Origin of the sequence: Pseudomonas alcaligenes, from assembly GCF_014490745.1 — a bacterium.
GTDB classification, from domain to species: domain Bacteria; phylum Pseudomonadota; class Gammaproteobacteria; order Pseudomonadales; family Pseudomonadaceae; genus Aquipseudomonas; species Aquipseudomonas alcaligenes_C.
In genome coordinates this window covers 3,190,704-3,210,614 of record NZ_LZEU01000001.1, presented here as the reverse complement: position 1 = coordinate 3,210,614, position 19,911 = coordinate 3,190,704, and the positions used below count along the sequence as shown (strand labels likewise).

The window sequence follows — 19,911 nt, the reverse complement described above, 5'->3', positions numbered from 1 at the left end:
TCGTGGCCCACCGCAGCAGTCGCCTCATGGAAGTTGAAGACAGATGACGCATGCGAACGAATCCTCCGCCCTGAATTTCGCGGCCGATCCCCTGGAGCGCCGGCTGCAGGCGCGCCGCTTGAACCAGATCGCCAATGTGCAGCTGGTCGTGCTGTTGCTGATCGGCTCGCAGACCCTGCTGGCGCGCAGCTGGTTGAACGCCGCGCTGGTGCTGATTGCGCTGGCTCTGGTGGGGCTGGGCAAGCGCCTCAACCTGCATGGCGCGACCAACTGGGCGATCATGCTGATGCTGAGCTCCCTGACCGCCCTGGTGACCTGCTCGCTGTGGTTCAGCCAGGGCCTGTACAGCGGGGTGCTGTTGTCCTACCCGGCGATTCTGATCGTGGCCGGCATGCTGGCGCCGCTGCGCCTGTTCATCGGCTTGCTGCTGTGCATGCTGGCTTCGGTGGCCGGCATGACCTACGCCTCGCTCAGTGGCCTGATGGTGTTCGAGCCCTGGCCGATAGGCATCGGGCGGATGATCAACGTCAGTAGCATCCTGGTGATGTGCGCGGTGGCGGTGTGGCTGCTGGCCAACGACCTGCGCCAGACCCTGCTGCGTCTGCAGCAGGAAATCCTGCGGGTGAAGGCTTCCGAGGCCAACTTCACTCACCTGGCGCAGCATGACGCGCTGACCAACCTGCCCAACCGCCTGCTGATCCGCGACCGCATGGAGCAGGCCATCAGCTGGGCGCGGCGCAATCAGAGCCGGGTGGCGCTGCTGTTCCTCGACCTGGACAACTTCAAGACCATCAACGACTCGCTCGGCCATGCTGCCGGCGACGAGCTGCTCAAGGAAGTCGCCCTGCGCCTGCAGAGCTGCGTACGCGACATCGACACGGTCAGCCGCCAGGGTGGCGACGAGTTCGTCATGGTGCTGGCCGATCCAGAAGATCTGAGCACGGTGTCGACGGTGGCAGCCCGGGTGCAGGAGAAGCTGGCCCAGCCCTTTGCCCTCAAGGGCATGCAGATCGTTACCTCGATTTCCTTGGGCATCGCCCTGTTCCCCGAGGATGGCGAGGATTTCGATACCCTGCTCAAGCATGCCGACGTGGCCATGTACCAGGCCAAGTCGGCCGGGCGCAACGGCTTCTGCTTCTTCGACGAGCAGATGAACGCCGATACCCGCGAGCGCCTGAGCCTGGAGCTGGATCTGCGCCAGGCCCTGCAGCGCGACGAATTCGTTCTGCACTACCAGCCGATCGTCGACATCCACAGTGGCCAGCTGGTGGCGGCCGAGGCGCTGATCCGCTGGCAGCATCCGCAGCGCGGCCTGCTTGGCCCTGACCTGTTCATCGAAGTGGCCGAGCGCTGCGGGCTGATCGTCGAGGTCGGCGAGTGGGTGCTCAACGAGGCCTGCCGGCAGATGATGCTGTGGCAGGCCGCCGGGCTGCCGCGCTTTGTGGTCTCGGTGAACCTGTCGGCGGTACAGCTGCGCCGCGGCAATCTGGAGGAAACCATCCGCGCGGCGCTCAACCGCTTCGGCCTGAGCCCGGCCTGCCTGGAGCTGGAACTGACCGAGTCGATCCTGCTGCAGGACTCGGCGCTGCTGATCGATCAGCTGCATCGCCTCAAGGGCCTGGGCCTGCAGCTGTCGATCGACGACTTCGGCACCGGCTATTCCAACCTGGCCTACCTGCAGCGCTTCCGCGTCGACAAGCTGAAGATCGACCAGTCGTTCATCCGCGCCCTGCAGGGCAACGAGCAGGGCCAGGCGATCGTCACCGCGATCATCCAGATGGCGCGCAGCCTCAAGCTGCTGACCACCGCCGAAGGCATCGAGGACGAACCGACCCGTGCGCTGCTGGCCAGCCAGGGCTGTGACCAGGGCCAGGGCTACCTGTTCGCCCGGCCGCTGGTGGCCGACGAATTCGCCCGCCAGATCAGCGCCGAGCGCCTGCCGGCCTAGGCCATGGGTGGCAGACGGCGCGCCACCGAGGTCTTCTTGACGATGGCGGTGTTGGTCTCGGCATAGCCGTTGAGGCGGTCGAGCAGGCTGTCCAGCTGCTCCATTGAGCGCACATGCAGGCGGGCGACGAAGCAGTCCTCGCCGGTCACCTTGTCGCACTCGGTGAATTCGGCGATCGACTGGATCTGCCGCTCCACCTCGTGCAGCTGGCCCGGCAGCGGGCGCACCCGGACGATGGCCTGCAGCTGGTAGCCGAAGTGGCGCGGATCCACCTCCACCGTGTAGCCCTTGAGCACGCCGCGCTCCTCCAGGCGGCGCAGGCGCTCGGCGACGCTCGGCGAGGACAGCCCGCTGACCTGGGCCAGAGCCTTGAGCGAGCGCCGCGAGTCTTCCATCAGGGCGGCGATCAGCAGTTGGTCGATGTCGTCGAGCATGGCGGGCCTCGTTAGGTGAAATGCTGAATCTGCCTTCGTAATAAAGGCCAGTTGGTCGTTCAGCCTCAGATTAGGCATGGAGCGGCTGGGAGTCTCTGCCGAATAATAATGGCTCCTCTGCAGGAGCCCGACCCCATGGACAAGACCCTCAAACGCGGCTCGCTGGAAATGATCGCGGCCATGCTGATTTCCGGCACCATTGGCTGGTTCGTCCTGGTGTCCGGCCAGGCGGTGGTCGATGTGGTGTTCTGGCGCTGCCTGATCGGCGGCGCCATGTTGCTGCTGGTGTGCGCGGTACTCGGCCTGCTGCGCGCCGAGCTGCTGGGGCGCCGCGTGCTGGCGCTGGCGGTGGTCAGCGGGCTGGCCATAGTCGGCAACTGGCTGCTGCTGTTCGCCTCGTACGCCAAGGCGTCCATCGCCATCAGCACGGCGGTGTACAACGTCCAGCCGTTCATGCTGGTGGGCCTGGCCGCGCTATTTCTCGGCGAGCGCATCAGCCTGGCCAAGCTGGCCTGGCTGGGGCTGGCCTTCCTCGGCATGCTGGCCATCGTCAGTGCCCATGGCGGTGCGGGTGCGGCGGGCGAGGACTACCTGCTGGGTATCGCCCTGGCCCTGGGCGCCGCGCTGCTCTATGCGCTGGCGGCGCTGATCGTCAAACGCCTCTCTGGTACGCCGCCGCATCTGATTGCGCTGATCCAGCTGCTTACCGGCATCCTCATGCTGGCGCCGCTGGCCGGTCACCAGCTGCCGACGCAGCCGCAGGCCTGGGCCAGCCTGGCGACCCTGGGTCTCGTGCATACCGGGGTGATGTACCTGCTGCTGTACAGCGCCATCCAGAAGCTGCCGACGGCGCTGACCGGGGCCTTGTCGTTCGTCTACCCGATCGCGGCGATCTTCGTCGACTGGCTGGCCTTCGGCCACCGCCTGAGCCTGCTGCAGTGGCTGGGCGTGGCGGCCATCCTGCTGGCGGCGGCGGGTATGCAGCAGGGCTGGCGTCTACCCGGGCGTGCAGGGACGAAGGCGGCCGAGGCCGGCTAGGGCGTATCAGTCGTCGCGGGTCAGCACTTCCAGCAGTTCGATCTCGAAGATCAGGTTGGAGTTGGGCGGAATCGCACCGACCTGACGCTCGCCGTAGCCCAGGTGGGCGGGGACGAACAGCTTGCGCTTGCCGCCGACGCGCATGCCCATCAGGCCCTGATCCCAGCCCTGGATCACCCGCCGTGTACCGATCACGCACTGGAACGGCTTGCCGCGTGCGTAGGAGGAATCGAACTCGCTGCCGTCCTCCAGCCAGCCGCGGTACTGGGTGGTGATCAGGGCGCCCTTGACTGCCGCCTTGCCGTCGCCGGGGAGGATGTCTTCAATCTGCAGTTCGCTGCTCATTGCCTGTTCTCGTGAACCATTGACCGGGGCGGCGTTGTCGCAGGAATTGCCGTGTCTGGCAAGACTAGCGTTCAGAGCTGGAACTGCAGCACCGAGCTTTGCATGCTGCGTGCCACGCTGTTCAGGCGTTCGGCGGCGCCGGCCAGTTCGTGCACGGTGCGGCTGTTCTGCTGCGACATCTGGGCAATCTGCTCGACCCGCTGGGCCACCTCGCTACTGGCCTTGCTCTGCTCGCCGATGGTGTGGGAAATCTCTTCCACCACCTCGGCGGCGCGGTGGGCGCCACCGCGGATCTCGCTGATCGATTCGCCGGCCTGGCGGGCCAGGCTGACACCGTCGTTCACCCGTGTCACTCCGGTCTGCATGCTGCTCACCGCCTGGGCGGTGCTGCTGCGGATGCGCTCGATCATGCCGGTGATTTCCTGGGTCGACTGGGCGGTGCGTGCCGCCAGGTTGCGCACCTCGTCGGCGACCACGGCGAAGCCGCGCCCGGCCTCGCCGGCCCGCGCTGCCTCGATGGCGGCATTGAGGGCGAGCAGGTTGGTCTGTTCGGCAATGCTCTTGATCACCTGGATGATCGAGTTGATCTCCTCGGAGGACTGGCCGAGGGCGGTGATGGTGCTGGACGATTCGTTGACCGCATCGGCGATCCGGCTCATGCCCTCGACCACGCCTAGGATGACCTGGCCGCCACTGCTGGCGAGATCCTCGGACTGCGAGGAAATGGCCTGGGCGTTGCGCGCATGGTCGGCGATCTGGGCGATGTTCTGGATCATCTGCTCCATGGCCGAGGCCATGCTGCTGGCGCTGTCGGACTCGGCGGTGGCGCTGTGCACGATGTCCTGCGAGGTGCTGTTGAGGTGCTGGGCGGTCTGCTGCAGCTGGGCGCTTTCGTGGCGGATGGTTTCGATCATCTGGCGCAGGTTGCCCTGCATCTCGGCCAGGGCGGTCTGCAGCTGGCCGGCCTCGTCGTTGCTGTCGATGCTGATGGTGCTGCGCAGGTTGCCCTGGGCGATGGCGCGGGCGGCGCTGATGGTCTTTTCCAGCGGCCGCAGCACGGTCTTCATCAACTGCGAGGTGAGCAGGCCGAGCAGGGCGCATACACCGAGGATACCGCCGACCAGCAGCCAGGCGGCCTGGCCGACGGCGGCCTGGCTGGCCGTGCGGGTGGCCGCGGCGTGTTCTTCGATCAGTTCGCTCAAGGACTCGTTCTTTTCCTCCAGCACGGCGAAGCTCTGCATGAATGCCGGCAGCTCGCCGCGTGCCGCCTGGGCGTCGCCGAGGGCGCTGGCAATGATGCGCTCGGCTTCGCCGATATAGGCCGTCAGCGCTGGTTTCGAGTCGGCGATGGCCTGGCGGATATCGGGGCTCAGCGGTAGTTTGCTGTTGGCCTCCAGGGCGCGCTGGAACCATTCGCTGTGCTGGCGCAGGTCGCTGCGTACCTGGTCGGCCGCCGCGCTGTCGCCCGGCTCGGCGACGAAGGCAGCGAGCACATCGGCGCGCAGGGCGTCGTGCATCATGTCGCCTTCCAGATGGTTGCGCAGGGCGGTCACGCTCAGTTCGTTCTCGGCCAGGGCATCCGCCAGGCGCGTCTGTCCCCAGAAACCTATGCCACCGAGCAGGGCTGCGGCGATCACGCTGATGGCGCCACTGGCGATCATTTTTTGGCGAATTTTCATCGGCATGACTCCACGCGACGGAAAACGGTGCATTAAGCCTAGTTCATGCCAGAAGGTTGCGGACTCAGCGGTTTCCGGGCCTGGTGGCGGGGCGAGTCGGTAGTTGTACCTACGGCGGTGATATGCGGCAGCGGCGCGACGGGGAAATATTTCGGCTAAAACTGCCGGGCGGTTGTCGAATTGCTCAACGTAGGTTCGACCACTGAGTACAACCGCCCCATGCGCAATGGTTGCCACGGGGAATGCAGAGGAGATGGACGATGCGTTTCATGGTGATAGTCAAGGCCACGGCCGATTCGGAAGCCGGTGTGATGCCCAGCGAGGAACTGCTGACGGCCATGGGCCAATACAACGAGGAGCTGGTGGCGGCCGGCGTGATGAAGGCCGGCGAGGGCCTGCATCCGAGCAGCCGTGGCGCCCGGGTGCGTTTCTCCGGCAGCCAGCGCAGCGTGATCGATGGCCCCTTCGCCGAGACCAAGGAGCTGATCGCCGGCTTCTGGCTGTGGGAAGTGGCCTCGCTGGCCGAGTGTATCGAGTGGGTCAAGCGTTGCCCCAATCCGATGCCCGGCGACTCGGAGATCGAGATTCGGCAGATCTTCGCCGCTGAGGATTTCGGCGCGGAGTTCACCCCCGAGCTGCGCGAGCAGGAAGAACGTCTGCGGGCGCAGATACAGGGCGATAACTGAGGACGCAACGATGAAAATCCATGCCTATCTGTTTTTCGACGGCCAGTGCGCCGAGGCCATGAACTTCTATGCCCAGAGCCTGGGCGGCGAGCTGAACCTGATGCGCTTCAGCGACAACCCGGAGGGCTGCGGCGACCTGCCGGCCGAGTACCGCGAGCGTATCCTGCACGCCTGCCTGATGGTTGGCGACGAGGTACTGATGGCCTCCGACAGCATGCCCGGACAGGGCTGCGACGGCGCCGACGAGGGCAGTGGCATCAAGGGCTGTTCGATGTCGCTGCAGGTGCACAGCATCAAGGAGGCCGAGCGGGTCTACAACGCTCTGGCCGCCGGCGGCCAGGCGCGGATGCCGCTGCAGCAGACCTTCTGGGCGGTGCGCTTCGGCATGCTGGTCGACCGCTTCGGGGTGTCGTGGATGGTCAACTGCGAGAAGGACAACGCTGCCTAGGCACGCTCTCTAGCTTTTGGGGCTTGTTCAGGATCTTTTGAGCTAGAGCCAGGCAAGGCGCAACGACCAGCGGAAGTAACAGCCGTAGGCTGGCCCGAAGGGTAAGCGCCAGCGAATCAATTGGGCGAGGACGCGGAGTTTACGAGGTGTAAATGAGCAGTCCGAGCCCGATTTCAACGCAGCATGGCCGACGATCAAGAGATCCTGGTCAGGCACGCCGTTGCATCTTGCGCCGGTAATCCAGCGGAATCAGCCCGGTGTGACGGCGAAACACCTGGCGGAAGAAGGCCGCATCGCTGTAGCCGACCTGGTCGGCGATGCGTTCCACCGGCTCGCGTGAGCTGCGCAGCTGCTGCTTGGCCATTTCCACGCGCACCCGCTGCAGGTACTGCAGGGCCGATTCGCCCCCCGCCGCCTGGAAGCGTCGCTTGAACTGGCGCTCGCCCAGGTGGGCGAGGGCGGCCAGTTCGGCGTTGTCCAGGGCCTCGGCATAGTGCGCCTCGATATGTTCCTGCACCTTGCGGATGACCGCGTCCTGATGCTGCTTGTGCAGGTCGAAGCGCCTGTAGGGCAGCTGCGACGGGCGCTCGCCCTGCATGACCAGAGCGCGAGCGGTCTGCTCGGCGCATTCGAAGTCGCAGAAGTGCTCGATCAGGCGCAGGCACAGATCCTGGTAGGCGTGGAAACCACCGGAGCAGAACAGCTGTTCGCTGTGGGTCACCAGTTGCTCCGGCTGCAGCAGCACCTGCGGGTAGCGGCGGCGGAACAGTTCGACGAAGCCCCAGTGGGTGGTAGCCTCGCGGCCATCCAGCAGGCCGGCTTCGGCCAGGGCGAAGGCGCCGGTGCAGATGCTTGCCAGCACCGCGCCGTGCTGGTGCTGGCGGCGCAGGGCGGCGCTCAGCAGGCTATGGTCGTGATCCTGCGGGCCGATATGTGCGGCCGAGAGCAGCACCAGCTGCCAGTCCTGCTCGTCCAGCGCCGCGCTGACATTGATCGCCGGGCCGTTGAGGCATTGCACCGGCTGGCCGTCGAGCGACACCAGGCGCACATCGAAGACCGGTTGCGGGTTGCGCCGGCACAGGGCGTTCCACAGCTGGCCGGCCTGGCCGAGGATGTCCAGCGGGCCGAACACGGTGCTGGCCAGGGTGTTGTCCAGGCACAGGATGGCCGTGCGGATTGGTGCCGATGACCCATTTGCCCCGTTTGTTTGTCCCATTCGTCTCTCACGCCTGCGGCTTGTCGGGCCTAGCATGACTCCATCAACCACAAGGAGCGCCGCCATGACCGCTTTCGATTTCCAGGTGACCTGGGCTGACCTGGATTCTAATGCCCATCTGAAGAATTCCCGCTACCTCGATTACGCCGCCCAGGCGCGCTTCCTGTTTCTGGCCAGCGCCGGCTTCACCCCGCAGGCCTTCGCCGAGGCGAAGATGGGCCCGGTGGTGTTCGAGGATCGCGTCGAGTACCGCAAGGAGCTGCGCCTGCTGCAGCATTTCAGCGTGGGCATGAAGGTCAGTGCACTGAGCGAGGATGGCGCCAAGTTCACCATGGTCAACGAAGTGCTCAACCCCAAGGGTGAGCTGTGCGCGCGGGTGATCACCAACGCGGCCTGGTTCAGTCTGGAGAGTCGCAAGGTCAGCGCGCCGCCGGCAGGGCTCAAGGCGGCCATGGAAGCGGCCGAGCGCACCGAGGATTTCCGCTGGCTGTAAGTCGCCAAGGTCGGCAAGCGCGGGGCGCCGGGTTATCCTGAGCGCCCTTCAGCCGTTTTGGCCCCGTTCCATGCTGGTGATTTCCAACAGCGTCCACCTGCCCGACGACGAAGTCGAGCTGAGCTTCATTCGCGCGCAAGGCGCGGGCGGGCAGAACGTCAACAAGGTCTCCAGCGCCGTGCACCTGCGCTTCGACAGCCAGGCCTCGTCGTTGCCGCCGTTCTACAAGGAGCGCCTGCTGGCGCTGCGCGACAGCCGCATCACCGAAGGCGGCGTGGTGATCATCAAGGCCCAGCAGTACCGCACCCAGGAGCAGAACCGCGCCGACGCCCTGGAGCGCCTGGCCGAGCTGATCCGCAACGCCGGCAAGACCGAGAAGGCACGGCGTCCGACCAAGCCGACCCGTGGCTCGAAGACCCGCCGTCTGGACGGCAAGAGCAAGCGCGGGGCGATCAAGGCCGGGCGCGGCAAGGTGGACTTCTAGGCCAGCGCGCCGCGCAGCAGATAAATCCCCAGGCCGGCCAGGGCGCAGACGCCCAGCACGCTGATCACTCCGCGCTTGAAGTACAGCAGGGCAATGGCTGCGGCCACCGCGAGCAGGGCCGCGGGCCAGTCGAAGTGGCCGGCGAAGCCGCTCGGCCAGAGCACGTGGTAGGCGAAGAACAGCGCCAGGTTGAGGATCACCCCGACCACGGCGGCAGTGATGGCTGTCAGCGGTGCGGTGAACTTCAGCTCGTTATGGGTCGATTCCACCAGCGGGCCGCCGATCAGAATGAACAGGAACGACGGCAGGAAGGTGAACCAGGTAACCAGGCAGGCGGCCAGGGCGCCGGCGAGGAAGGTGTGTTCGCTGCCCAGCATCGGCTGCAGGTAGGCGCCAACGAAGGCGACGAAGGCCACCACCATGATCAGCGGGCCGGGGGTGGTTTCGCCCAGCGCCAGGCCATCGATCATCTGCGTCGGACTCAGCCAGGCGTAGTGCACCACGGCGCCCTGATAGACATAGGGCAGCACGGCGTAGGCGCCGCCGAAGGTGAGCAGGGCGGCCTTGGTGAAGAACCAGCCCATCTGCGTGAGGGTGCCGTGCCAGCCGAAGGCGGCATAGAGCAGGGCCATCGGCAGTAGCCAGAGCGCGGCACCGCAGGCCAGCAGCAGGGCCAGGCGCGACCAGCGGAAGCGGGCATGGGCCGGTGTCGGCGTATCGTCGTCGACCAGCGCCGGGCCGTAGTCCTGTTGCGAGGCGGCATGCCCGCCGCCGGGAACGAAGTGTTGCGGCGCCAGACGCCCGCCAAGGAAACCGAGCAGCGCGGCGCCGAGCACGATCAGCGGGAAGGGCAGGTTGAAGGCGAAGATGGCCACGAACGAGGCCGCGGCAATCGCCCACAGCCAGTTGTTGCGCAGGGCCCGCGAGCCGATGCGCTGGGCGGCCTGCACGACGATGGCGGTGACCGCCGGCTTGATCCCGTAGAACAGCCCGGCCACCAGTGGCACGTCGCCGAAGGCGATGTAGCACCAGGACAGGCCGATCAGGATGAACAGCGACGGCAGCACGAACAGCGCGCCGGCCAGCACCCCGCCCCAGGTGCGGTGCAGCAGCCAGCCGATGTAGGTGGCCAGTTGCTGGGCCTCCGGGCCGGGCAGCAACATGCAGTAGTTCAGTGCGTGCAGGAAGCGCCGCTCGGAGATCCAGCGCCGGCGCTCGACCAGCTCCTGGTGCATGATTGCGATCTGCCCGGCCGGGCCGCCGAAGCTGATCAGCCCCAGCTTCAGCCAGAAGCGCAGGGCCTGCAGCAGGCTGAGTGATGTGACAGGGGCGAGTTGCCGAGAAGCTTCGCTGGATTCAGACATGCACAGAGGCCTTCCTGGTCGCTGCCACCCGTTGCGGGTGTTCTAGGAATGGGCCGCTACTATCGCTGCTTGCTGCCGGGCGGGGCAATAGACAAGGCGCTATGGGGAAGGGCCGCACGCAGCATGTGGGGTGCGTCGTGCGCACCCGGGGCAGAGGCGGGGGTGGTGCGCACGGCGCACCCTACGAAGACAAGGCTAGCTATTTGCGCCCCTCGGCAGCTGCGGCCACTACGTCGGTGCGGGCGGCCAGGATGAAGTCGTTGCGGTGCAGGCCTTTCATTTCGTGGCTCCACCAGGTGACGGTGACCTTGCCCCATTGGGTCAGCAGATCCGGGTGGTGGCCGGCTTCCTCGGCGATGGCGCCCACCGCGTTGGTGAAGGCCAGGGCATGGCGGAAGTTCTTGAACAGGTAGACCCGCTCCAGCTCCATGTGGCCGTCGCGGGTCTCGATGTTCCACTCCGGAATCTCGCGGATCAGGCTGGCCAGCTCCTCGTCGGAGACGTGGGGCGCGTCGGCGCGGCAGGCTTCGCATTGGGCTTGGGCAAGGGACATCGGCTTTCTCCAGTCAGTAACAGCTATCAGCTTACGCCGCTTTCGGCGGGAACTTCGGTGCATGCAGGCCCAGGCTCATGGCCCGTTGCACCAGGCCCATGATGTCCTGGTGGGCCAATTCGAACAGGCTCCTGAGCTGCGGCAGGACGAAGTACAGCGGTTGCAGGATGTCGATGCGGTAGGGGGTGCGCATCGCCTCCAGCGGGTCGAAGGCCAGGTGCTCGGGTGCACTGGACAGGCTGTAGACCGTCTCCTTGGGCGAGGAGAGGATGCCGCCGCCATAGATGCGCCGGCCGTGCGGCGTGTCCACCAGGCCGAATTCGATGGTCATCCAGTACAGCCGCGCCAGGTACACCCGCTGTTCCTTGCTCGCGGCCAGGCCGAGCTTGCCGTAGGTGTGGGTGAATTCGGCGAACCAGGGGTTGGTCAGCAGCGGGCAGTGGCCGAAGATCTCGTGGAAGATGTCCGGCTCCTGCAGGTAGTCCAGCTCCTCGGGCGTGCGGATAAAGGTGGCCACCGGAAACTGCTTGCTGGCCAGCAGCTCGAAGAAGGTCTGGAAGGGAATCAGCGCCGGCACCCGCGCCACCTGCCAGCCGGTGGTGGCGCCGAGCACCCGGTTGATCTCGCCGAGCTGGGGGATGCGCTCAAGGGGCAGGCCGAGCTGTTCGATGCCGTCGAAGTACTCCTGGCAGGCGCGGCCTTCTAGTACCTGCATCTGCCGGCTGATCAGGGTGTGCCACACCTGATGCTCGCTTTCCGCATAGTGGATGAAGCCGTGCTCGTCCGGTTGCCGGGCCACGTACTGCGTGCCTTTCATCGCCTCGCCTCCTCAACTGCGGGATTGCCGCGGAGTGTTGTTGTGCTGCCTAAGCAGTAACCCAGCGGCAGGACGCTGGCAGCCCCCGGCAGCCCGTCCCGCAGTCGATATGCAGGGTCGATTCGTAAATAAAACCTTACGCAGTGGCTGGGGCTGGTGTGGCTGGCTGGTCGTTCTGTAGTGATTTCTTGCCATGAATTTGCCCGTACCAGGCAAAAACGGCGGACGTGAACGGCTCTGCCGGCGGCATCGCCATGGCGTGCGAGTCCGCTGCCGGCGGGCCTGCTCAGCGCTTTTCAGCCTGCCTTCAGGACTTTTCAGGGGATTTCAGAGCACGCCTGCGGGGGCCGTGACTCAATCCAGGTAACGGGAGAGCCGGGTTCGGCACTCCGCTCCATCACCTGAGGAACGACCCCATGAGCCTCGACCGACTCAGCAAATGGCTGGCCGCCGGCATGCTGGCTTTCGGCATCGCCTGCGTGGCCAGCGTATGGCAGGCCTACCGCTACAACCAGCAGAGCCAGCAGGTGGGGCAGCAGCGCTTCGAGGTGCTTGGCCTCAGTTCGCGGTTGTTCGCCGAGAACCGGCGCATGTCGCAGTTTGCCCGCCTCTACGTGAATTCGGGCGACGCATCCTATCTGCAGCATTACCGCGAGCTGGCCGAGTCCGGCGGTATCGCCGATGCGCTGAAACAGCTGCAAGCCCGGGAGCTGTTGCCGATGGAGCAGCGTCTGCTGCGGCAGATCGGCGAGCAGGATGCCCTGCAGACGACCCTGGAACAGCAGGCGATAGTCGAGCGCCAGGCCCGGGGCAGCAGCCAGGTATTGCACGGGCAGACCTATGTCAGGAGCGAGCTGGACATCACCGCGCTGCTGGATGAGTTTGTGGCCCGCAGTAGCGACCGGCAGAACCGCCTGGTGGCCGAGTCCGTCGCCAAGGCTGGCGAGGCCAAGGTGCTGGCCGCACTGCTGCTGGGCCTGACCATGGCCTACGCGCTGCTGACCCAGATGTTCATCCGCTGCCGGCTGTTGCGCCCGCTGCGCACGCTGACCGAACAGACCCGGCGCCTGCTGGCGGGGGAAGACAGCGGCCCGTTGGTGCATTGCCAGGCCCGCGACGAACTGGGCTCCCTGGCCCGGGCCCTGGAGGCCTACCGTCAGGTCAACCAGCGGATTTTGGCCCAGCAGTGGGCCAAGGATCGCCTCGGTGAACTGGCCCTGGAGCTGCAGTCCTGCTCGGATCAGGTGGCGTTCCTGGCCTGCCTGAGCGAACTGCTGCGCCAGTCGTTGCCAGATGCAGCCATCGACTTCCACGAGCAGGAGGCGGATGTGCCGCACGCCGGCGATGGCCGGCATTTCCGCCTGCTGCTACTGCACGATGGCCAGCAGCAGGGGCAGATCGATATTCGCCTGGCGCAGCGCCCGGACGACAGTCAGCTGGCCCTGCTGGACGCCCTGCATGAGCCGATCTGCGCCTGGTGGAGCCTGCTGCTGCAGCGCGACCACAAGCATGAACTGTTGCAGCAGGCCCGCGAACAGGCCTTGCAGCTGGAGTTCCAGCGCAGCGTCCTGGCCGCCACCGAGCGCTGGTTCCGCGGCATAGTCGAGGCGGCGCCGGACTGCATGCTGGTGTTCGACGAGCCGGGACGCATCGTCCTGGCCAACCGCGAGAGCGAGCGGATCTTCGACTACGCCAGTGGCAGCATGCCGGGCATCCATTTCAGCCAGCTGCTGCCGGACGGTTGGCGCGAACCCTTCGTGGAACTGCTGCGCGCGTTCCATGCCGCCCCCGATGCCATTCACATGGGCGAGGGTGTGGCGCGGCGCCGCGATGGCAGCGAGTTTCCCGTCGAGGTGCGTCTGTCGGCGCTGCCGTCGCTGGGCGACGAAAGCTTGTCGCTGTGCGTGGTGATCCGCGACCTCAGCCAGCGCCGCCAGCACGAACGCCACCTGCAGCTGGCCCACGAACAGCAGCGGGCGATCCTGATGGCCGCGCCCAATGGCATCGCCTTTATCAATGGCGAGCTGATCGTGCAGGCCAATTCCAGTCTGCACGAGGTGTTCGGCTATGCCGAAGGCGAGCTGCTGGGGCAGTCGCCGACTATCTGGCTGGAGACCACCACCTTGCCGGACAGCATTGCCGAGATCCGCCGGCAACTGCACCAGGGCGAAACCTACCGCCGCGAGCTGCACCTGCGGCGCAAGGACGGCAGCCTGTTCTGGGGCGCCGTCAGTGCCCGCGCGGTGACCCTGGGCGACCTGTCCCACGGCTCCATCTGGGTGGTGCAGGACGTTTCCCTGCAGCATGCCGCGGCCAAGGACATGTACGAGGCCCGCGAGCTGGCCGAGCAGGCGGCGCGGGTCAAATCCGAATTCCTGGCCAACATGAGCCACGAGATCCGCACGCCGATGAACGCCATCATCGGCATGACCCACCTGGTGCTGGCCACCGAGCTGGACGCGCGCCAGCGCGACTACCTGGGCAAGGTGCAGGGCTCCAGCCGCCACCTGCTGGGGGTGATCGACGATATCCTCGACTTCTCCAAGATCGAGGCCGGCAAGCTGCAGCTCGATACCCAGGACTTCAGCCTCAAGCGCCTGCTGCAGGAGGCCACCGACCTGGTGCAGGAGCGCCTGCTCGGCAAGGGCCTGAAACTGCGCCTACAGGTGGCGCCGCAGGTGCCGGACGCGTTGCACGGTGATGCATTGCGTCTGCGCCAGATCCTTCTCAATTACCTGAGCAATGCGGTCAAGTTCACCGCCGAGGGGGGCATCGAGGTGGCGGTGGCACTGCTCGAGGCACAGGGCCAGACGCTGTGCCTGGAGTTCTCCGTCAGTGACACCGGCATCGGCCTCAGCCCGCAGCAGTGTGCGCAGCTGTTCAACAGCTTCCAACAGGCGGATGCCTCGACCACTCGCCGCTACGGCGGCACCGGCCTCGGTCTGGCCATCGCCAAGCAGCTGGCGCAGCTGATGGGTGGCGACGTGGCGGTACACAGCGTGCCTGGCCAGGGCAGCACCTTCAGCTTCACCGCGCGTCTGCAGCGCGCCCACGCGCCGCTGCGTGCCGAGCTGCCGGCCGACGCCATTCTGTCCCAGAGTCAGGTGCTGAGCGGCCACGTACTGCTGGTGGAGGACAACGAGCTGAACCAGCAGGTGGCGTCTGAGCTGCTGCAGGCCATGGGCTGTCGGGTCGAGATCGCCAACAACGGCCGCGAGGCCCTGGAGCGGCTGGCGCAGCAGTCCTATGACCTGGTGTTCATGGACATGCAGATGCCGGTGCTGGATGGCCTGGGCGCCACCCGCGAGCTGCGGCGTAATCCCCGTCTGGCGGCGCTGCCGGTGGTGGCGATGACCGCCAACGCCATGCGTGAGGATCGCGAGGCCTGCCAGGCCGCGGGGATGAACGACTTCATCAGCAAACCATTCGAGCCGCAGACCCTGCATGGCGTGCTGCAGCGCTGGCTGGGCACGCAGTTGCAGTGCCCGGCGAGCGCCGCAATGGAACCGACGCTGCAGCTGGAGGGGGTGGACGTGGCTGCCGGGCTGAGCCGGGTGCTGGGCAACGAGGCGCTGTACCGCCAGCTTCTCGGTCAGTTCCTGGTCAGTCAGGCGTCGCTGCTGGAGCGCCTGGACAGTGCCCTGGAACGCGGCGAGCGCAGCGCTGCCGAGCTGCTGGCCCATGGCTGCAAGGGCGTGGCCGCCACCCTCGGGGCGAATGCCGTGGCCGGGGCTGCCGCCGCCCTGGAGCAGCAGCTGCGCCGCGACGAACCGCTGGTCGCCAGTCAGCCGCTGTTGCAGAACCTGGCGGGCGAACTGCTGCCGCTGCTGCAGCGCCTGCGCCAGCTGCAGGAGCCGGTCGCCGAGGTGGCCGCCGCGGTCGACACGCTACAGCTGCAGGCCGTCTGCAGGCAGCTCGACGCGCTGCTGGCGGACTACGACGCCGAGGCCCTGGCCTGCTTTAGCGAGCACGCGCCGCTGCTGCGCGCGGCCTTCCCGCTGCAGGTGGCGCGCCTGGATGCGGCCCTGCAGGCATTCGACTTCGACCTGGCGCGCAGCTGCCTGGATGAGGCCGGCGGCCGCCTGGCGGAGTCGGCTGCATGAGGTTGTTCAGAGGATTTCAGGGCGATTCAGGGCAATTCAGAGCACCGCAGATGGCGACGTGCCCCAATGACGGCATCCACCACGGACACCGAGGCGAGGTGACGAAATGAACATGAGTGAGCGCAAGGCCACCCTGCTGGTGGTCGACGATGTGCCGGCGAACCTGCTGCTGATGAGTGAGCTGCTGCGCCCGCACTATCACCTGCGGGTGGCTTCGGGTGGCGAGAAGGCTCTGCAGATCGCCCGGCGCAGCCCGCCGGATCTGGTGCTGCTGGACGTGATGATGCCGGACATGGACGGCTACGAGGTGTGCCGGCGTCTCAAGGAAGAGCCGCAGACTGCCGACGTGCCGGTGCTATTCCTGACCGCCAAGGATCAGGCCGAGGATCAGCGGCACGGCCTGGATCTGGGCGCGGTCGACTACCTGAGCAAACCGTTCGAGCCGGCGGTGCTGCTGGCGCGGGTACGCAGCCAGCTGCGCCTGAAGGCGGCCGCCGACCAGTTGCGCGAGCGCAACGCCGAACTCGACCTGGAAGTGGCGCGGCGCACCCGCGAGCTGCAGGCGGTGCACGACGTCACCATCCTGGCCCTGGCCTCGCTGGCCGAGACCCGCGACAACGAGACCGGCAACCACCTGCGACGTACCCAGAACTATGTGCGCAGCCTGGCCCTGCGCCTGCGCGAGCAGCCGCGCTTCGCCGCCGAGCTGGACGACCAGGCCATCGAACTGCTGTACAAGTCGGCGCCGCTGCACGACATCGGCAAGGTCGGTATTCCCGACCAGATCCTGCTCAAGCCGGGGCGCTTCGAACCGCATGAGTTCGAGGTGATGAAACAACACCCGCGCCTGGGCTATCAGGCCCTGCTCAAGGCCGAGGAGATGCTCGGCATGCCGGTGCCGTTCCTGCGTATCGCCAAGGAAATCGCCCTGTGCCACCACGAGAAATGGGATGGCAGCGGCTATCCCCAGGGCCTGCATGGTGCGGAGATTCCCCTCAGCGCCCGCCTGATGGCGATTGCCGACGTCTACGACGCGGTGATCAGTCGCCGCGTGTACAAGCCGGAAATGCCCCACGCCAAGGCGGTGGCGATCATCCGTGAAGGCTGCGGCAGCCACTTCGACCCGGCCGTGGTGGAGGCCTTCCTCAGCCTGGAAGCAGAGTTCCAGGACATTGCCCGGCGCTACGCCGACACCGACGAAAGCCTGCATGCCAAGGCCCAGCAACTGAACATGGAACTACCGCAAAGCGCCTGACGCCGACGCCTTGCCCCCAGGAAGCAATCGATGATTACCGACAAGACCGTATTCCTCGTCGTCGACGACGCGGACTCCATGCGCAAGATCAACAGCAGTCAGCTGGGGGCCCTTGGCGCCCGCCAGATACTGCTGGCCAACAACGGCCTGGAGGCCATGAAGATCCTGGCCGCGCGCCGGGTCGACGTGATCATCTGCGACTGGAACATGCCGCTGATGAACGGCTTCGAGCTGCTGCTCAAGGTGCGTGCGGACAAGCGCACGGCGCACCTGCCGTTCATCATGATCACCGCCGACTGCGAGCGCGAGCAGGTCAGTCAGCTGATCGCCAATGGCGTCAGCAGCATCCTGGTCAAACCCTACAACACCCAGCACCTGGCCCAGCATCTGGCGCGGGCCATGCGCCACCGACCACGAGTCTTGCCGCAGGCCCAGGCGCTGCTGGCGGCCAGGGACGAGGCGGCGCCGGCGGCCAGGCCGAGGCGCAAGCGCGCCACCCTGCTGGTGGTGGACGACATGCCGGACAACCTGCGTCTGATCTCCGGCCTGTTCATGCGCGACTACCGGGTGCGGGTGGCGGCGAACGGCGAGGCGGCCCTGGCCATCTGTACGTCGGACGATCCGCCGGATCTGCTCCTGCTCGATGTGATGATGCCGGACATGGATGGTTTCGAGCTGGCCAGCCGCCTGCGCAGCCATCCGCAGGCCAGCCATATCCCGCTGGTCTTCATCACGGCCATGACCGATCGCGAGGCCCGCCAGCGCGGCCTGGAGCTGGGTGCGGTGGACTTCGTGCACAAGCCGATCGACCCGCAGCTGCTGCAGCGCCAGATCGGTAACCTGCTGCGGCATGTCGAGCGGCACTGCCGCACCCAGGCCGAGTACGACGACCTGCTGGAGCTGGCCCGTCTGCGCGAGGAAGCCGAGCAGATGGGGCGGCATGACCTGAAGGGGCCGATCAGCGGCATTCTCGGCCTGACTCGCGGCCTGCTCGAGGGCGGCAACCTGCTGCCCGGCCAGCGCAACGTACTGAGCCTGGTGGAGGAGAGCGGCCAGCAACTGCTGAGCCTGGTCGAGCTGTCGGCGCACTTGCACCGCATCGAGAGCGGGCGCTTCGAACTGGCGCCGGCCGCGGTGGAGCTGGTGCCCATGCTCGGCAAACTGGTGGAGGCGGCGCGCCTGACCTATCAGGCCAAGGAGCTGGTAATCGAACTGGGCCTGCCGGACATGAGCCGTGTCGGGCCGGTGCAGGCCTGGGGCGACGCGACCCTGTGCTACTCGCTGCTCAACAACCTGCTGAAGAATGCCTGCGAGGCGGCCCCAGTGGGCAGCCGGGTGCGCCTGCTGCTGGAGAATGACGAACAGCTGTGCCTGCGTATGGAAAATCAGCCGGCAGTGCCGGAGAGCTTTCGCCCGTTTTTCTTCGACAAGTACAGCAGCCAGGGCAAGCAGGGTGGCAGCGGGTTCGGTACCTACTCGGCGAAGAAGCTGACCGAAGCCCAGGGCGGCAGCCTGGAGCTGCTGGTCGACGATGCCAGCGACAGCACCTGCCTGCTGCTGACCCTGCCTAGCCTCGAGCTGGCTGTGCCACGTGCGGCGGCGCTGGGCTAGCGGGTTCAGTGGCGGGACGGAAGATTCACGCAGAACAGCACGCCACCCTGGCCGGTATCGATGAGCAAACTGTGCGAGTCGAGCTGACGCACCGTATAGCTGAGGGGCTGCTGCTCGTTGAAGACGAACAGGGCCACGCCTGCCAGCTGTTGCTCTGGCAGGTTGTCCGTCTGGCTGTTGCCGCTTTGCAGCACCTGCAGGAGCAGGCGCTGGCCCTGGCGCTGGTAGCTGAAGCGGGCCGTGCGGTTCTGGTAGCCCAGATCCCGGCCGCTGCTGGCATCGAGCAGGCGCAGGCGAGCCTTGAGGTCACCCAGCTCTTCCGCGCGCAGATCCAGGTCGTAGCGAAACAACAGCCAGCGCTGCTGATCCACACCTGGCAGCAGCAGTGCCGAGCGTCCGGCGCACTCCAGATCGAGTGGGGCCTGAGCCCGGTTGAATAGCAGGCCGGCCCCCAGGCTCAGCAGGCTGCCGGCCAGGAAGATCCACAGCAGGTGGCGCCGCTGCAGGCTATTCATCGACCTGTAACCCCAGGCAGTGGCTGCTGTCCGACTGTAATTGGCCCTGGCAGAGCAGGTTCAGGCTGCGATCCTGGCCGCCGAAGCGATAGAGGTGCAAGTCGTCCATGGCCAGGGTGCGTCCGAGCTGCCTGGCGTGAGCAACCAGCTGGTCATTGCTCGGGCGAAGGGCGCCGTTGGGAATGTCCTCGAGGTGCAAGGTCACGCCGTCCAGTTTTTCTACCCTGGCTTCCACGAAGGGCTGTTCGGGCGGGGCGGCCGGGTGCAGCAGGCCTGGCAGTTTGAACAGCGCCATCCAGCAGAGCAGGGTGGCCAAGCCGAGTACCAGGCGGATCGGCCAGTCGGGATGCTGGCGTGCCGGCGGGGCCGGCGTTGCCAGTGGCATGGGGGGCACCTCGATAGTGGGCGCAGGTGTCTGGGCCGGGGCGGGTGGCGTGGCATCGAGCAGCACTCCCCGTTCACTGATGCGGTAGCCGATGCGCGGCACGGTATCGATCAGTTCGTGGCCCGGCTGCAGCTTGTCCAGCGCCACCCGCAGCTGGCGCACCACCTGGGCCAGGCTGTTCTCCGTGACCTCCAGGCCGAAGGCGCCCCAGGCCCCATTCATCAGCTCGCGCTTGCCGACTATCTGTCCCTCGGCCTGCAGCAGCAGGAGCAGGCAGCGGCTGGCGATGGCGCCGATGCGCAGCGGCTCGTCGGGCGCGTCCACCCGATACAGGGTGAAAGCCTCGCTGTCGAAGTGAATCAGATTGTGGATGACATAGATGCTCATGCAGCCGGCGTCCGTAGCGCGACACCTAGGATGTTAGCCGGCGATGCCATTGCTGTCGGTGTAACAGAAGGATGACGCTTGCCGCGGGGTAGGGTGTTGTTGTCGAGACGCTGGAGCTTTTTGTCACGTATTCTTGACGAAAACGGCCAG

General features: G+C 66.4%; 18 protein-coding genes. 9 read left to right on the top strand and 9 right to left on the bottom strand.

Features of this window, described 5'->3' with window-relative positions; all coding sequences use genetic code 11:
- Positions 1-43: 43 nt before the first annotated feature.
- A complete protein-coding gene (locus tag A9179_RS14550; protein WP_187806932.1) occupies positions 44-1,948 on the top strand; it encodes a putative bifunctional diguanylate cyclase/phosphodiesterase in 1,905 nt (634 codons plus the stop codon).
- On the opposite strand, the gene A9179_RS14545 is transcribed toward A9179_RS14550, so the two are convergent.
- Entirely contained in the window at positions 1,945-2,382 is a 438-nt protein-coding gene (locus A9179_RS14545; RefSeq protein WP_187806931.1) for an Lrp/AsnC family transcriptional regulator, read from the bottom strand. The genes A9179_RS14550 and A9179_RS14545 overlap by 4 nt on opposite strands.
- Before the next feature lie 135 nt (positions 2,383-2,517).
- Here A9179_RS14545 and A9179_RS14540 point away from each other — a divergent pair, with 135 nt between their 5' ends.
- Entirely contained in the window at positions 2,518-3,420 is a 903-nt protein-coding gene (locus tag A9179_RS14540; RefSeq protein WP_187806930.1) for a DMT family transporter, read from the top strand.
- A 6-nt stretch (positions 3,421-3,426) separates the two neighbouring features.
- Here the strand turns inward: A9179_RS14540 and A9179_RS14535 are convergent, their stop codons facing one another.
- Together A9179_RS14535 and A9179_RS14530 are read right to left on the bottom strand one after the other, a co-directional pair.
- On the bottom strand, positions 3,427-3,765 hold the full coding sequence (locus tag A9179_RS14535; protein ID WP_187806929.1) for an FKBP-type peptidyl-prolyl cis-trans isomerase: 339 nt from the start codon (positions 3,763-3,765) through the stop codon (positions 3,427-3,429).
- A gap of 71 nt (positions 3,766-3,836) precedes the next feature.
- Positions 3,837-5,444 (bottom strand): methyl-accepting chemotaxis protein, encoded by a 1,608-nt coding sequence (locus A9179_RS14530; protein WP_187806928.1) that lies wholly within the window; start codon positions 5,442-5,444, stop codon positions 3,837-3,839.
- 260 nt (positions 5,445-5,704) lie between these two features.
- Between A9179_RS14530 and A9179_RS14525 the strand changes: the two genes are divergently transcribed.
- Both A9179_RS14525 and A9179_RS14520 read left to right on the top strand, forming a co-directional pair.
- The gene (locus tag A9179_RS14525) at positions 5,705-6,130 is read left to right on the top strand and encodes a YciI family protein (RefSeq protein WP_187806927.1); all 426 of its coding nucleotides are present in this window, start codon (positions 5,705-5,707) and stop codon (positions 6,128-6,130) included.
- Positions 6,131-6,140: 10 nt separating this feature from the next.
- Positions 6,141-6,578 (top strand): VOC family protein, encoded by a 438-nt coding sequence (locus A9179_RS14520; protein ID WP_187806926.1) that lies wholly within the window; start codon positions 6,141-6,143, stop codon positions 6,576-6,578.
- 208 nt (positions 6,579-6,786) lie between these two features.
- Here A9179_RS14520 and A9179_RS14515 read toward each other — a convergent pair whose 3' ends face one another.
- Positions 6,787-7,794 (bottom strand): GlxA family transcriptional regulator, encoded by a 1,008-nt coding sequence (locus A9179_RS14515; RefSeq protein WP_187806925.1) that lies wholly within the window; start codon positions 7,792-7,794, stop codon positions 6,787-6,789.
- A 64-nt stretch (positions 7,795-7,858) separates the two neighbouring features.
- Here A9179_RS14515 and A9179_RS14510 point away from each other — a divergent pair, with 64 nt between their 5' ends.
- Both A9179_RS14510 and arfB read left to right on the top strand, forming a co-directional pair.
- Positions 7,859-8,287 (top strand): acyl-CoA thioesterase, encoded by a 429-nt coding sequence (locus A9179_RS14510; RefSeq protein ID WP_187806924.1) that lies wholly within the window; start codon positions 7,859-7,861, stop codon positions 8,285-8,287.
- A gap of 70 nt (positions 8,288-8,357) precedes the next feature.
- Positions 8,358-8,771 (top strand): alternative ribosome rescue aminoacyl-tRNA hydrolase ArfB, encoded by a 414-nt coding sequence (gene arfB, locus A9179_RS14505; RefSeq protein WP_187806923.1) that lies wholly within the window; start codon positions 8,358-8,360, stop codon positions 8,769-8,771.
- Here arfB and chrA read toward each other — a convergent pair.
- From chrA to phhA, 3 genes are all read right to left on the bottom strand, one after another.
- Complete coding sequence (gene chrA, locus A9179_RS14500) at positions 8,768-10,135, bottom strand: chromate efflux transporter (protein ID WP_187806922.1); 1,368 nt, start codon at positions 10,133-10,135, stop codon at positions 8,768-8,770. The genes arfB and chrA overlap by 4 nt on opposite strands.
- Positions 10,136-10,334: 199 nt before the next feature.
- Positions 10,335-10,688 (bottom strand): 4a-hydroxytetrahydrobiopterin dehydratase, encoded by a 354-nt coding sequence (locus A9179_RS14495; protein WP_187806921.1) that lies wholly within the window; start codon positions 10,686-10,688, stop codon positions 10,335-10,337.
- A 31-nt stretch (positions 10,689-10,719) separates the two neighbouring features.
- The gene (phhA, locus tag A9179_RS14490; protein ID WP_187806920.1) at positions 10,720-11,505 is read right to left on the bottom strand and encodes a phenylalanine 4-monooxygenase; all 786 of its coding nucleotides are present in this window, start codon (positions 11,503-11,505) and stop codon (positions 10,720-10,722) included.
- Positions 11,506-11,921: 416 nt separating this feature from the next.
- Here phhA and A9179_RS14485 point away from each other — a divergent pair, with 416 nt between their 5' ends.
- The 3 genes from A9179_RS14485 to A9179_RS14475 all read left to right on the top strand — a co-directional run bounded on the left by A9179_RS14485 (position 11,922) and on the right by A9179_RS14475 (position 18,474).
- Entirely contained in the window at positions 11,922-15,608 is a 3,687-nt protein-coding gene (locus A9179_RS14485) for a PAS domain S-box protein (protein ID WP_187806919.1), read from the top strand.
- A 112-nt stretch (positions 15,609-15,720) separates the two neighbouring features.
- The gene (locus A9179_RS14480; RefSeq protein ID WP_262410597.1) at positions 15,721-16,863 is read left to right on the top strand and encodes a response regulator; all 1,143 of its coding nucleotides are present in this window, start codon (positions 15,721-15,723) and stop codon (positions 16,861-16,863) included.
- A 30-nt stretch (positions 16,864-16,893) separates the two neighbouring features.
- Positions 16,894-18,474 carry an ATP-binding response regulator gene (locus A9179_RS14475; RefSeq protein WP_187806917.1) on the top strand — a complete coding sequence of 527 codons (1,581 nt, stop codon included), beginning with the start codon at positions 16,894-16,896 and terminating at the stop codon, positions 18,472-18,474.
- Between the two features lie 5 nt (positions 18,475-18,479).
- Here the strand turns inward: A9179_RS14475 and A9179_RS14470 are convergent, their stop codons facing one another.
- Complete coding sequence (locus A9179_RS14470; protein WP_187806916.1) at positions 18,480-18,989, bottom strand: hypothetical protein; 510 nt, start codon at positions 18,987-18,989, stop codon at positions 18,480-18,482.
- On the bottom strand, positions 18,982-19,761 hold the full coding sequence (locus A9179_RS14465) for a winged helix-turn-helix domain-containing protein (RefSeq protein ID WP_187806915.1): 780 nt from the start codon (positions 19,759-19,761) through the stop codon (positions 18,982-18,984). The genes A9179_RS14470 and A9179_RS14465 overlap by 8 nt, the downstream gene beginning before the upstream one ends.
- Between the last annotated feature and the right edge of the window lie 150 nt (positions 19,762-19,911).

What these genes read in the sequence shown, in the direction of transcription:
- A9179_RS14495 (WP_187806921.1), bottom strand. Translation starts at nt 10,688, where the DNA reads ATGTCCCTTGCCCAAGCCCAATGCGAAGCCTGCCGCGCCGACGCGCCC.
- A9179_RS14535 (WP_187806929.1), bottom strand. Translation starts at nt 3,765, where the DNA reads ATGAGCAGCGAACTGCAGATTGAAGACATCCTCCCCGGCGACGGCAAG.
- A9179_RS14540 (WP_187806930.1), top strand. Translation starts at nt 2,518, where the DNA reads ATGGACAAGACCCTCAAACGCGGCTCGCTGGAAATGATCGCGGCCATG.
- A9179_RS14550 (WP_187806932.1), top strand. Translation starts at nt 44, where the DNA reads ATGACGCATGCGAACGAATCCTCCGCCCTGAATTTCGCGGCCGATCCC.
- phhA (WP_187806920.1), bottom strand. Translation starts at nt 11,505, where the DNA reads ATGAAAGGCACGCAGTACGTGGCCCGGCAACCGGACGAGCACGGCTTC.
- A9179_RS14545 (WP_187806931.1), bottom strand. Translation starts at nt 2,382, where the DNA reads ATGCTCGACGACATCGACCAACTGCTGATCGCCGCCCTGATGGAAGAC.
- A9179_RS14530 (WP_187806928.1), bottom strand. Translation starts at nt 5,444, where the DNA reads ATGAAAATTCGCCAAAAAATGATCGCCAGTGGCGCCATCAGCGTGATC.
- A9179_RS14480 (WP_262410597.1), top strand. Translation starts at nt 15,721, where the DNA reads ATGAGTGAGCGCAAGGCCACCCTGCTGGTGGTCGACGATGTGCCGGCG.
- A9179_RS14475 (WP_187806917.1), top strand. Translation starts at nt 16,894, where the DNA reads ATGATTACCGACAAGACCGTATTCCTCGTCGTCGACGACGCGGACTCC.
- A9179_RS14510 (WP_187806924.1), top strand. Translation starts at nt 7,859, where the DNA reads ATGACCGCTTTCGATTTCCAGGTGACCTGGGCTGACCTGGATTCTAAT.
- chrA (WP_187806922.1), bottom strand. Translation starts at nt 10,135, where the DNA reads ATGTCTGAATCCAGCGAAGCTTCTCGGCAACTCGCCCCTGTCACATCA.
- A9179_RS14525 (WP_187806927.1), top strand. Translation starts at nt 5,705, where the DNA reads ATGCGTTTCATGGTGATAGTCAAGGCCACGGCCGATTCGGAAGCCGGT.
- A9179_RS14470 (WP_187806916.1), bottom strand. Translation starts at nt 18,989, where the DNA reads ATGAATAGCCTGCAGCGGCGCCACCTGCTGTGGATCTTCCTGGCCGGC.
- A9179_RS14465 (WP_187806915.1), bottom strand. Translation starts at nt 19,761, where the DNA reads ATGAGCATCTATGTCATCCACAATCTGATTCACTTCGACAGCGAGGCT.
- A9179_RS14485 (WP_187806919.1), top strand. Translation starts at nt 11,922, where the DNA reads ATGAGCCTCGACCGACTCAGCAAATGGCTGGCCGCCGGCATGCTGGCT.
- A9179_RS14520 (WP_187806926.1), top strand. Translation starts at nt 6,141, where the DNA reads ATGAAAATCCATGCCTATCTGTTTTTCGACGGCCAGTGCGCCGAGGCC.
- arfB (WP_187806923.1), top strand. Translation starts at nt 8,358, where the DNA reads ATGCTGGTGATTTCCAACAGCGTCCACCTGCCCGACGACGAAGTCGAG.
- A9179_RS14515 (WP_187806925.1), bottom strand. Translation starts at nt 7,794, where the DNA reads ATGGGACAAACAAACGGGGCAAATGGGTCATCGGCACCAATCCGCACG.